The sequence below is a fragment of the Terribacillus sp. JSM ZJ617 genome (assembly GCF_044383785.1).
Lineage (GTDB): Bacteria > Bacillota > Bacilli > Bacillales > Amphibacillaceae > Terribacillus.
Genome location: NZ_JBISEQ010000001.1, coordinates 752,312 through 765,403, shown reverse-complemented (window position 1 = coordinate 765,403; position 13,092 = coordinate 752,312). Strand labels below are relative to the sequence as shown.

Genomic DNA, 13,092 nt, shown 5'->3' with positions numbered 1-13,092 from the left:
CGTGGTGTGATTTTTTTTATTTTAAGTATGCTGAATGAATCCATACTTCTTTCCCTGCCAACATACCTCGATACCAAGTATTATTTCCGACTTTCTCCGTTAAATTGACCTGAAACTCTTTACCTGCATAACTCGAGAGATCATAGACAAGGTCTTTCGAGCCGCCCCATGCTTTGGCATAAGCACTGCCTGTTCCTAAGACATGCAAGGTTTTACGTGTCTTATCAACTGTAACGTGTGAATACGTCTTTATCTGTGCTGCTTCCACCCAGCCAATGGTCCCGCTTGTGCTGCTCGGCTCCCTGCTGATCAGATAATATGTTTTCTTATCAAAAACAAGTTGTTTCTTTATGTAATATACCTGATTTGTATAGCCATTCGCTGCCTTTTTGGCACCTGTTGTTATACCAGGGGAAGTCAGAATGAGGGCTTCTGCCCTCACATGACCAAGCCTGCTTGTCTTGCTCTCTTCTTTTGTAGACAAATAAGCACTGTGCAGCCACATCTGCTTTCCGTCAAGTGTCCCGCGATACCAGGTATTATTGCCGACTTTCTCTGTCAGATTCACATAAAAGGCCTTACCGCTTGATGCAGACAGATTACCGCTGACAAGATTCTTACTGCCGCCCCACGCTTTATTGTACGATTTTCCTGAACCTGTTATATAAAGTGTTTGAGCAGTTTTACTGACTCCTGTGTGGGAATATGTCTTCATCTTACCTGCTTCCACCCAGCCGACAGTACCGCTTGTGCTGCTTGGATTGTAGCTGATAAGGTAATAGGTCTTCTTATCGAAGACCGCTTGTTTTTTAATATAAAATACCTCATCTGTATAGCCATCGGTTGCTTTTTTGGCACCTGATGGGACGCCGGGTGCAGTCTGAATGACTGCATCAGCGTTTAATTGTCCCAGTCTGCTGGTCGTACTTTCTTTCTTAGTCGACACATAAGCACTGTGGAGCCACATTTGTTTTCCGTCAAGTGTTCCGCGATACCAGATATTATTGCCGACTTTCTCTGTCAGATTTACATAAAAGGCCTTACCTCTTGATGCAGATAGACTGCTGCTCACAAGATTCCTGCTTCCGCCCCAGGCTTTATTATAAGACTTTCCAGATCCAGTCAGGTAAAGCGTCTGAGCAGTCTTATTGACGCCCTTATGGTCATGTGTCTGCAGCTGTTCCGCTTTTACCCAGCCTACTACTTCTTCTGTCCTGCTTGCTGCATAGCTGATAAGGTAGAATAGCTGTCCATCTCTTTCAATCTGCTTCTTGATGTAATAGACCTGATTATATTCATTGCTTGCAGCATTTCTGTATTTAGCTGTATTTTTAGCTTCTGAATAGATTTTAGCTCCACTGCGCAGATGTCCCAGCTTGCTTGTATTGCTTTCTTTTCTCTTATCAGTGACAAAGCTGGAGTGCACCCACACTTCCTTACCATTGAGGGTACCGCGTATCCAAGTATTGCTCCCGACTGTTTCCGTAAGGTTTGAGGTGAAAACCTTGCCCTTCATTGACGCTAAGTCATACACTTGGTTCTTGGAACCGCCCCAGGCTTTATTATAGGCTTTACCGACTCCCGCAACTGTGTACATATACTGATCATGATTAACCGTTTTATGATCATATACTTTCACATCGCTTGCTTTCATCCACCCTATTGTCCCGGAAGAGGCACTTGGCTGAGTGCTTAATAAATAGTAAGTGGTTCCGCTGACGTTGGCTTGCTTTTTGATGTAATAGACTTGGTCTGTTTTAGTTGATCCTGCTTGTGTACTGCTGGACAAGTTCGATAGATTCGGATAGATTCTCGCACTCGTAGTCCGGATATGTCCTAGTTTGCTAGTGTTGCTGTACTTAATCGCTTTCTGGTTATACTTCTCCGTAACAAGTGTTACAAATTCGCTCCAGTTGTAGCCGTATTGTGCAAAGTAGCCATGCGGGTCTACATGTGTCGTACCACCCAGGAAATTGCTTACAGCTTTATGCGACCACAACGTTCCCCGTCCATTTGCTTCTGCACTTGTTACACCAAGATTATATTTTGCCAGCACATAAGCAATATAATCCGCATAGTTATTAATAGATTTTGCAAAGTCCTCGAAGTTATCCTCCCGGACCAATTCCACATGAACAAAACGTTGGTTCGCGTAATATCCCCCGCCCCATGCGGCATAATCAGTCGGATGGATTTCGATGATATTGCCATGATCGACAAATGCATGAACAAATGCATTATTGTAATTTTCTGTCATGTAGTTTATCTCACCGCGGATTGTAGAATTTGGATTTGCTGTTTCATGTGCTACGACACCTTCTACAGCACCTCTCCCGTATCGGTAATTGAATTTGGGAAACTGGCTTTTATACTCATATTTAATGGAAGACGTAGATGGCGTATTTTTTTTAATCCAATCGTTAACATCCGGATAACTAGCTCGAATAGATAAGCGAGGTTCTGAAGAGGATTGAACCTCAGATTCATCCACTCCATCACGCCACTCTAGCGGAATGTATTGAAGCTCTTCAGCAGATAGCTTACTGATATCAATTCCATAAACCATCGTACCCTCTTTAATACCGAGTTCGTTGTATCGCGGCTCTTCTTCCTTTTGCTCTTTGACTACAGATTCCTGCTTCGTGCTGTCTTGTTCTGTATCTGGCGTATCTGTTTGTAATTCTGACTGCTCTGCCTGTTCTTCTGCTGCTGGCAGATCAGTTTCTTCCTTGCCAATCGATTCTTTATCTATCTGAGCAGACGACGCAGCAGGTTCCTTTTCGGTCTCTTTTGCTATCGCTGAATCTTCTGTGTCTATTTCCTGAGGTGCAGCATTAGTATTGGAATCACTAATGTCATCCTCTTTATTCTGAACATCATGCTCTTCTGCAAAAACTCCCACTGGCATGATACTGAAACATACCATCAAAACGACTATCAAGCTAATAACTTTTTTCATTTTTACCCTCTGTCCTCTTATTAGAAAATGGTCATAGCTGCCGTTTCAAAATTCGCCTCCTTCTCGGCCTGATTGGATTAGGAAGTATATGATGTAAAATAATTGCTAAAACCTTTCCTACCTAATATATCGACAAAAAATTTACAATCTGAAATACTAATTTACAAAAAAAGCACATTATCCGTATCGGATAATGTGCTTTTCTGATTTAACGATAGTTTGGTATATCAAGATACAAGGTATAAATACCCATATTTTGATATAAGTTGTACATTGTTGAGACTTGCTTGGATGCCCAGCCGATATCGGTAGCGTACTGCTTGCCGAATGTACCGGTTGCTGCCATCGCCTCAGGGTTCCATCTCATCTTATACAATGTATTTTGACCTGAATTGATGTAGCCTGATCCTATATACTGTGCTCCCCCGACTATCGCAAGATATGGAGAAGTCCAGCCTTCTTCATAAGCACGTTTTGCCCCGCAATCTATTGGACAGGAGTCATAAGCTCCGATGCCATACATGTTATAGACCTTCGTGCCGTTATACATTACTCCTTGGGCAAGTGTGGACGAACCATTACCTGTCTCAAGTGTAGCATGTGAAACCAAATAAACATCATTGATTCCATAAAGCTTAGCTGCATCAATGAATGCTTGTCCTTGTCCGGAAAGTGTTCCTTTTCCATTAAGGTATTTATTCAATGTCGCTGCGTCTGCATCACTGGCTCTCGTCAGATCCAGGAATTGGAAACGCTGTCGCTCATCATTGATGAAGTTATTTGGATCAAGATAGTACTCGATATCCTCCGGACTTGCATTCACCCACTGACGTGAATTCGTGAACTCGATTTGCAGCCAGCTGCCTGATTGACCAAGAACAGTGACTTTTGCTCCTTTGCTCAATGTTCCGACTACCCAGTAGCTAGTACTAGGACCGCCGCGTACATTCAGCAGGTCTGCCGTAACTTGGTTATTGCTGTTGATGTATTCAGCAGATACATATGTCTTGTACTCGCTGTCTGTCTGTGCAGATGCGGTACTCTGAATAGCTACTGCTTCTTCCAGTGTCAAATCGTATTGTGTTTGTTTATCGTAGCTTTCAACCACAAATGCTTCATGCAGCCACATCGTTTTCCCATCCAGTACACCACGGTACCAAATATTGTTTCCGACTTTTTCTGTCAGATTGACTTTGAATGGAGAACCTTCATATTTGGACATATCGCTTGCGACTAAGTCCTTCGATCCACCCCACGCTTTAGCGTAGGAACTGCCTTTTCCATTCGAGTAGAATGTTTTTGCAGTTTTGTCGATAGTCGTATGTTCATGTGACGACATCTCAGTTGATTTCACCCAGCCGACAACACCAGTTGTACTGCTTGGTTCTTTGCTGATCTTATAATACGTTGTGCCATTCACTTCAACTTGTGCCTTGATATAGTAGACAGCATCCGTCAGGCCTGCATCAGAAGCATTTCTTCCTGATGTATCAGACCAGTTATCGTACACTGTTGCACTACCATTCAAATGGCCAAGACGGCTGATCTTCGTTTCACTTACTTCCTGGACGTAAGCACTGTGAATGAATACTTTTTTACCACCAAGCATTCCGCGGTACCACGTATTATTCCCGACTGTCTCAGTCAGATCAACACTGAAAACTTCATTCTTATAGTCTGATAGATTATAAACTAGATCCTTGGATCCGCCCCAAGCTTTGGCAAAGGCCTGGCCAGTTCCTTTCACAAGGAAGCCCTTCTTCTCTTTGCTGATCGTTGTGTGATCATGCGTAGACAATTGGGATGCTTTCACCCAGCCAACAACTCCGTTAGTTGCGCTAGGTTCCTTGCTGATTAAGTAGTAAAGCTCACCCGCAACAGTTGCTTCTTTTTTAATGTAATAGACAGCATCTGTGTATCCGCCATCTACAGCTGAAAGAGTAGAAGCCGGGTTTTTCAAATCAGGATAAATCACTGCATCGGCATGCAGATGACCAAGCTTACTTACACGCTGCTCAGTGATTTCAGGCTCGTATGCTGATAGATAAGCAGAATGGATAAACACTTGCTTACCATCCAGCATTCCGCGATACCATGTATTGCTGCCGACAGTCTCAGTCAAGTTTACATAGAAGGTTTTGCCTTCTAGATCGCTCAGGTTGTAGACAAGATCCTTCGATCCACCCCATGCCTTCGCAAAAGCTTGGCCAGATCCTTTAACAGTGAAGGTCTTCTTGTTTTTATCGATTGTCGTATGAGTATGCGTAGACAACTGGGATGCTTTCACCCAGCCAACAACACCGTTAGTTGCACTTGGTTCTTTGCTGATCAAATAATGCAGTTCTCCGTTTATCTTCGCCTGCTTTTTGATATAGTAAACGGCGCTTGTGTATCCGCCGGCTACTGCATTGATTGCAGAAGACGGATCATTGATATCTGGATAAATAACCGCACTGCTCTTCAGATGACCAAGCAGACTAGTTTTCTGTTCCTCTTCGATTTTAACTGGCTCATATGCTTCCACGTATGCAGAATGGATATAGACAGTCTTACCAGCTAGGGTTCCTTTGTACCAAGTGTTGGCACCGATTTTTTCTTCAGCGCTCACTTTGAACTGCTGGCCTTTGTATTGGCTAAGGCTATAGACTAAATCCTTAGATCCTCCCCAAGGCTTGCTGTAGGCATTCCCAGATCCGCTGATGATAAATGTCTGCTGATTGCTGTTCACTACCGAATGCTCATGTGTAGTCATTTCAGTAGACTTCACCCAGCCGACAACACCAGACGTACTGCTTGCCTGTTTACTAATAAGATAATATGTTTCATTATTCCATTTCGCTTGTTTCTTGATGTAGTAAACAGCGTCGGTATAGCCGCCAGCGACAGCTCCTTTGAAAGTATCCATATCGTTAAGATCAGGATAGATGACTGCATTGGAACGCAAATGACCCATTAGGTCAATTGAAGTTTCCACGGGAGCAGCTGCTGCAGCACGCATCGTCTGCTTTTCAGAATCATCAGCCTTTTCGGTATCAGTTTCGGAATCTTCCTCTACTGCCGGAGCATCAGTTTCTTCTTCCTGATTCACAGCTTCGTCCTCAATCTGCTGATTTTCGCTGTCGTTTTCTTCACCTGTTGAAACTTCACCCTCGTTTTCTTGCGTTTCTTCAACAGGGGCTGTTTCTGTTTCATCAGTCTCATCGACAGTGCCAGGTTGATTTTCTGGAGCAACAGTTTCTGACTGCTCTGTCTGTGTCTCATCTACTTGCTGGACAGATTCTGGCTGCCGATCAGACTTTATCGTTTCTTCCGCAGACACATAGTTGGCCGGAGACACTAAGCTAAACAAAAGCAGAAAGATTAAAACATATGCAAATTTCTTCATTTCACCCTCCAAAATATTCAGTTTTCAATGTGCAGACGCCATGGCATCGTTATTGTGTATCGAAAAACGCATCGACCACTCCTTCGTTTTTACTAGGAATAGGCAACAATGGTATGTAGTAGGCAACTATTTACCTATTTATCTATAATTCTACAAAATCAAACAAAGCTTTACAATCTAATATCTGATTTTCATTTAGTTTACAATTAAAATAGTTCTATAGATTCAATTTTTTCCATTATATTGAAAAAGACTTTTCCCGCTTTTATAAATCAAAATTAATTAATAAAAACCACCGTCAGCTAGTGACGGTGGTTCACATTATTTAATAACTTGTTTTACTACGCGTTCCGAAGCTTTCCCATCCTCTAGATAACAGAAACGGTTGTAGAATGCTTCAAATCGTTCATCCGGCTGATAGCCTTCCCTGTCAATACGTTTTACTTCCTGGATGATTTGCTCTGTTTGTTTCAATAAAGGTCCAGGAGCAGTTGCTTCAAAATCAAAGTAGAATCCGCGAAGATTATCCCGATAGTCATCCAAATCATACACGAAGAACATCATAGGACGACGCAGGTTGGCATAGTCAAAGAATACGGAAGAATAATCCGTAATCAGCATATCAGCCATCAAGTAAAGTTCACGGATATCTTCATGCTTGGAAAAGTCATAAGCAAATCCTTCATAGCTGGAAAGATCCAAATTTTCAGCAACAAGATAATGCAGACGCAATACAACGACATATTCGTCTCCCAGTTCCTGACGCATACGTTCCAGATCCAGCTCTAAATCAAACTTATATTTTCCTTTCTGATAAAACTGATTATCCCGCCAGGTTGGTGCATACAGGATAATTTTCTTATCCTCAGAAAGCCCGCAGCTTTTTTTAAGTGCTTCTATATTCTCCGGCTTATTATGTGTATAAAGGAAGTCGTTCCGCGGGTATCCTGTTTCAAGCATATCCTTCTCAAATCCGAACGCCCTCGCGAAGATTTCACTGGAGTACGCATTTGGCGAAACAAGATAATCCCATTTGGAAGCTTCGAATAAGAAATTGCGTTTATACGCCTCGGTATTCGTACCAGGCATATGCACCTCGTCCATATCTGCAGCAAGTCGCTTCAGCGGTGTACCATGCCAGGTTTGCAAATAAATCGTATGATTTGGTTTTGGAATCCATAGCGGCAGACGGCTGTTGGAGACCCAATACCTTGCCCTTGTCATAAGGAACAACCAGCGGATGGAGAACCTGCGCACATAAGGAACGTCCTTTGTTTCAAAGTAAGGAACTGCACGTCGGTCCGAGCTCCAATACATTTTGTACTCCGGATGGTGTTCCAGCATGTACTCATAAATCGCTCTTGGATTGTCACTGTATTGTTTGCCAAGGAAACTTTCGAAAACCATAAGTTTTTTATCAACAGGCAAGATAGCTCCGAAAAGCTTGAACACCTGCTGGTAACTGTTCTTAAGGAATCTGCCTCTGCGGATATTGACCCACTTGCGTCTCGCTCGCGAGATACTTTCCCGGATAAAGAAATACTCAGAAGTTTGAACAGAAAGATATTTCGACTTCTTCGTTAATCTCACGGTCATTTTATATTTCTTACCATTGATAGTCGTTTTCGCAGCCGCTGGCAAGGTTGAATCTTTTTTCAGATGGCGCATGCGGATACTGCGGATGGTCTGGCGCACACCATTATGTGAATAAGTCAGCTCTACATAAAATTTCAGAAACTTCTTATCTGACAAATCAATATGAGGTGTTATATCGAATAGTCCCTCGAATCCAGAGTGCCGGAGCAGCTCATTTCCTTCATATTTATCTGCTAAATCCTCGCGTTCCTTAAACTGAAGCGGGAAAGTGAGCTCTTCCTCTTCATTCAAGTTGTTTGTCACCACGAGTTTCAGTTCTTCCAATTTGTAAGCATCGCTTTGGTATAGAGGAGCATAGTTAATTGAACCGGAAAAATGCATGACTCCCGTCTTCTTTAAATGGACTTCTTCCAAATTGGCAAAGAAAACATAATCGTTTACTCGGAAAGAGATGTTTCCTTTTCCGGTGCGATACGGGTAGAAAACCTTGTCCGTTCCTGGTATGAAATAGGAATTATATTGCAGGTGCTCCGGCGGATTAGAAATCCGAGCCCGCTTCGTTTCTCCTTCATTTTCCCGTTCAACATACAGATCCCACATAACTCCATCCTGAAGCATCTGTGTATGCTCCGACGGGTCCAGCGTTACTTTACAAATCGTATATTCATCTACACTGTGGTCTTCATTAAAAGTAAGGTAAATGTCCTCATTTGTATAACGATTCATCAATAAGAACCGATATGTTTCATAATCAGCGATGTAGGAGGCTTTTATCGGAATCTCCATATAGAAAATTCCCGCTTCAATACGAACCGATATGGCTCTCCTATTTCGAAGGCTGATGTTTTCCATGCAGTACTTTCTCCTCTCGACTAGCAAATCCATTCCTTATTATAAATTTCATATGTAGGTAATTCAACAATGCTTTTGTAAAGTTCTTTACATATACTTCGTATTTGATTTGGTTTTTTTGCTCTTCCTTAGCATGTTTCATACCTAGTCATTTATACATTTTCTTAACCAATTGTAGGAAAATTAGGTAAATATGTATGCAGATTCGACAATTCGCGCATATATTTGCATTCTATTATCATAGCAGACTTGAAATTTAATTAAAATGTAAATATAATGTTAATCAGGTGTAAATGTTATGATCTATACTTACACTGTGACAATGATGATGCAGACAACTTTTATATATGAAAACCAAAACTAATAAAGGAAATGAGGCACAACAATGAAGAAAGTAATTACGTACGGTACATTTGATTTGTTGCACTGGGGCCATGTAAACTTGCTTCGCCGCGCGAAAGAAATGGGCGATTATCTAGTAGTGGCAATCTCTTCTGATGAATTCAACAAGCTGAAAGACAAAAAGTCTTACCACAGCTTTGAAAACCGCAAAATGATCCTTGAAGCGATTCGTTATGTGGATGAAGTTATCGCGGAAGAAAGCTGGGATCAAAAAGTCCACGATGTAGTGGACCATAATATTGATGTATTCGTCATGGGCAGCGACTGGGAAGGCAAATTCGACTTCTTGAAAGAACATTGTGAAGTCGTATATCTTCCACGTACAGTTGGTATCTCCACTTCTAAGATCAAAGATGATCTTTTAGAAGTCAATAATGGTTAGAGAACTTGCTATTTCTCTCTATCTAGCGTTCTTCAAAATGCTATTTATATGTTTCAAGCTATTTCCCCAAAAGAACAAAACCACCTTGGTTTCCTCTTTTGGGGATAATGTTTTGTATACGGCTAAATCGCTTGAAAAGTGGAACGCGGGAGAAATAGTCATATTAAAAACATCTTCCTGCAGGGAAGAATTCACTGATCTGGATGCGGAGATTGTACCATTTGCCATGACGAATATCAGCGCTTTTGTAAAAGGTATCTATCATCTGGCCACTTCGCGCGTCGTGATGGTAGATAATTACTTCGGATTTCTTGCCGTAACGGATTTCAAACCAAATGTCACATGCATTCAGCTTTGGCACGCAGCAGGTGCGATGAAGAAGTTCGGCTTGATGGACCCTTCTGTCCAGACTAGAAGTCCAAAGGCACAGGAAAGATTCAAACAGGTTTATAGCCGTTTCACATATGTTACGGTCGGTTCGGAAAAGATGGCGTCCATCTTCCAGGAGAGCTTCGGTCTGTCGAATGCGAATATATTGCGGACTGGTATGCCGCGAACGGATTTCTTCTTCGACGATAGTCAAATCGATCAATACGAAAGAGAAATCACCGAGCAATATCCAATTATCAAGAAGCGTAAGGTTATCCTGTATGCTCCGACTTATCGTGATGATGAGCTGGCCAAGCCTAAAATAGAACTTGATATCGAACGCTTGTATCGGGAGCTGGGTCAGGAATATGTATTGTTCCTTCGCCTTCATCCTGCTGTTACATGGGATCTGGCAAACTACTACCCGAATTTCGTAATCGATGTCACACACTATAAAAATATCAATCCACTTTTACTAGTGACGGATATCTTGATTACCGATTATTCTTCCATACCATTTGAATATTCGCTGCTGAACCGCCCGATTATCTTCTTTACGTATGATCTGGAGGATTACCAGAAAAAACGCGGTGTGTCAGACGAATATCTTGAATCATTACCAGGACCAATGGTCAGAGATACAAAATCAATCATTAAGTTGATCAAAAAGGGTGATTTCCAACTGGAGAAGGTACAGGCTTTCTCTAAACAGTGGAACCAATACTCAAACGGACATGCGAGTGAGCAGCTGGTACAAGCGATGTATACATCCAACCCGGCCGTTGCTGCCACAGCCAATCCATCCACTCAGACGACACGCTGATAATTTCAGCGTGTTTTTTTGTATAAAAAAAACCCCTTCTCCATTGGAGAAGGGGTTTTCCTTTATTGCTGATGCTGTTTGCGCCGTTCTTCTTCTGTCACTTTCGGGAAACCTACCATATTGAGTAATGGGCGATAGCGGTCGCTAATCAGTCCCGTAATCTCAACAATCAATTCAATCAGTATTGCCAAGGCAATAATCAGGATGGTCGAGCCCCACATGGTTGCTTCCGTGTAAAGGACACCTGTAATGCTGAAGATTCCGCTGATCGCATAGATAACAATAACAGTCTGGCGATGCGAGAATCCTAGATTCAAGAGACAGTGATGCAAATGCAGCTTATCCGGTGCTGATAAAGGCTTCTTCTGTACAATCCGGCGGATGATAGCAAATGTTGTATCCAGGATCGGAACACCAAGAATGATGATTGGCACGATCAAGGAGAACAATGCAACGTTCTTGAACAAACCGCTTACGGATAGAACAGCAATCATATAACCGAGGAATAATGCTCCCGTATCCCCCATGAATATCTTAGCCGGGTGGAAGTTGAACACTAGGAAGCCAAGTGTGCTGCCTAAAAGCAGGACGCCCATCATTGCAGAGATTGGGTTACCCATGCTGATGGCGATCATGGCAATCGTGAACAGCGCGATAGCTGAAACTCCTGCTGCCAATCCATCCAATCCATCAATCAAGTTGATGGCGTTCGTTATACCGACAATCCACAGAATCGTGATGGGAATTGCCCAAACACCGAATTCGATACGCTCAACGAATGGCAACGTTACAAAATCAATCCTTATGCCGCCCATGACTGTTACAGTCGCGGCTGCAATCTGTCCGACTAACTTCACCCTTGCGGATAGCATGAACTTATCGTCCAGCACTCCGATTAAAGTAATCATTGTTGCACCAATCAGGATTGGTGCTGTATTCGAATCATGTGGCATGAAAACCAAATAACCGATGATGAAACTGATGTAAATGGCCAATCCGCCTAGTCGCGGCATGATTTTCTGGTGTACTTTTCTAGCGTTTGGTTTATCCGTTGCTCCGATTGCGAATGCCAGCTTTTTCACCATAGGCGTCAGCGCAATTGAAAGGATGAAACACGCTGCCAACGCTACGATTAAAGGCGTTATGTGTACCATTTGTATCCTCCTAAATAGCTTGCAAATCGTTCCAAAAATGCTTTTATAATCCAAGTATCATAAATTACTAGATTTCGACAGTATTCTGCGTAGGTTCTGTACTATTATAATGTTTCTATTGACAAAACACAATTGCACATAATGTAAATTTTACATCATAACCGGGTCAAGCGCCTTTACATTTCTTTTACATTTATCAAGCTTCTTTGATAAAGTTGCTGAGAATCGTGAACATCCGCTCTTTCCCTGATTGAAATGGCTCTGGTTCAAAGTGCTCTGTCTCCTGTATTACCTTACCGAGATCTTCTCCTTCTCCCCAGCTAAGGATATGCTTCTGTTCCAAGAAGATGGACATCAGCTGCAGCTGATGATCATCATTATGTTCGCCGTACTTTTTCAGTCTGGCTGCCGCGATTACCTTTTTACCCTTTTTCAAGGCAGAGATAACCGATCCGGTACCTGCATGCGTGATCACAAGCCGGGCATCCTCCATCAGCTGATCCATGACTTCATAGTTAACGAATGGCTTTATTGTCAATAAGTCACTTTCAAACTTCGTGTGTCCAGCTTGGACGATAACTTCCTCATTGATGATTCCTTCCCGTTTCAGCCGTTCCACCTCTTCAAGCAGTCGGGTGAAAGGAAGCTCGTGGGTACCTAAGACGACCAGTATCAATAGATGGACCCCCCATAGACCGCTTTCGGATAAATCTGTTTCATCGTCTCCCATTGGACGATGAATAAATCGGCTATAGGATAAATCAGCTTACCTGAAATGGTCGGTGAAGTGGACTTTGCAAAGCTCTCGATGAAGATGACACGCTTCCCAAACAGCTTGGCGATATAGCACATCGGCACGGATGTATGTGCTCCCGTGGAGATGACAACATCCGGACGATGCTTCAGGAATAAAAAGATCGATTTTATAATGTTATAACTGAACTTGAATATATAGCGAAAAGGATAATTGCGTGCGCCGTATACAAGGAAGCTCATCGGGTGCTTGCCCTTCATCTGCTCCGTGATTTCAGATTTCTCTGTCACGATATGGTAGTCATATTCCTTGAAAAGCGGCTCCAGCTGCAAAAGCTGCGTTAAATGTCCGCCAATGGATGAGATCAGAAGCAATTTTTTCTTTTTCGTTTTCATCACAGATTCGCTCCATTCCAG

At 42.5% G+C, this 13,092-nt stretch carries 8 protein-coding genes; 2 read left to right on the top strand and 6 right to left on the bottom strand.

The annotated features are described in order from the left end of the window. Positions 1–16 precede the first annotated feature (16 nt). From ACH6C1_RS03740 to ACH6C1_RS03730, 3 genes are all read right to left on the bottom strand, one after another. The gene (locus ACH6C1_RS03740; RefSeq protein ID WP_374074727.1) at positions 17–2,959 is read right to left on the bottom strand and encodes a peptidoglycan recognition protein family protein; all 2,943 of its coding nucleotides are present in this window, start codon (positions 2,957–2,959) and stop codon (positions 17–19) included. Between the two features lie 208 nt (positions 2,960–3,167). Continuing rightward, positions 3,168–6,344, bottom strand: a complete 3,177-nt coding sequence (locus ACH6C1_RS03735) for a GW dipeptide domain-containing protein (protein WP_374074726.1) — start codon at positions 6,342–6,344, stop codon at positions 3,168–3,170. Positions 6,345–6,665: 321 nt separating this feature from the next. Further along, entirely contained in the window at positions 6,666–8,792 is a 2,127-nt protein-coding gene (locus ACH6C1_RS03730; RefSeq protein ID WP_374074724.1) for a CDP-glycerol glycerophosphotransferase family protein, read from the bottom strand. Positions 8,793–9,177: 385 nt separating this feature from the next. Between ACH6C1_RS03730 and tagD the strand changes: the two genes are divergently transcribed. Together tagD and ACH6C1_RS03720 are read left to right on the top strand one after the other, a co-directional pair. After that, positions 9,178–9,576: a glycerol-3-phosphate cytidylyltransferase gene (gene tagD / locus ACH6C1_RS03725; RefSeq protein ID WP_095220892.1), complete on the top strand. Its 399-nt coding sequence runs from the start codon at positions 9,178–9,180 to the stop codon at positions 9,574–9,576. 112 nt (positions 9,577–9,688) lie between these two features. Then, positions 9,689–10,768, top strand: coding sequence for a CDP-glycerol glycerophosphotransferase family protein (locus ACH6C1_RS03720; protein WP_374074722.1), 1,080 nt, complete (start codon positions 9,689–9,691; stop codon positions 10,766–10,768). 62 nt (positions 10,769–10,830) lie between these two features. On the opposite strand, the gene ACH6C1_RS03715 is transcribed toward ACH6C1_RS03720, so the two are convergent. From ACH6C1_RS03715 to pssD, 3 genes are all read right to left on the bottom strand, one after another. Beyond that, positions 10,831–11,922 (bottom strand): glycosyltransferase family 4 protein, encoded by a 1,092-nt coding sequence (locus tag ACH6C1_RS03715; protein ID WP_374074720.1) that lies wholly within the window; start codon positions 11,920–11,922, stop codon positions 10,831–10,833. Positions 11,923–12,118: 196 nt separating this feature from the next. Continuing rightward, positions 12,119–12,598: a PssE/Cps14G family polysaccharide biosynthesis glycosyltransferase gene (pssE, locus tag ACH6C1_RS03710; RefSeq protein ID WP_374074718.1), complete on the bottom strand. Its 480-nt coding sequence runs from the start codon at positions 12,596–12,598 to the stop codon at positions 12,119–12,121. Next, a complete protein-coding gene (pssD, locus tag ACH6C1_RS03705) occupies positions 12,595–13,071 on the bottom strand; it encodes a PssD/Cps14F family polysaccharide biosynthesis glycosyltransferase (RefSeq protein ID WP_095220896.1) in 477 nt (158 codons plus the stop codon). The genes pssE and pssD overlap by 4 nt, the downstream gene beginning before the upstream one ends. Positions 13,072–13,092 lie beyond the last annotated feature (21 nt).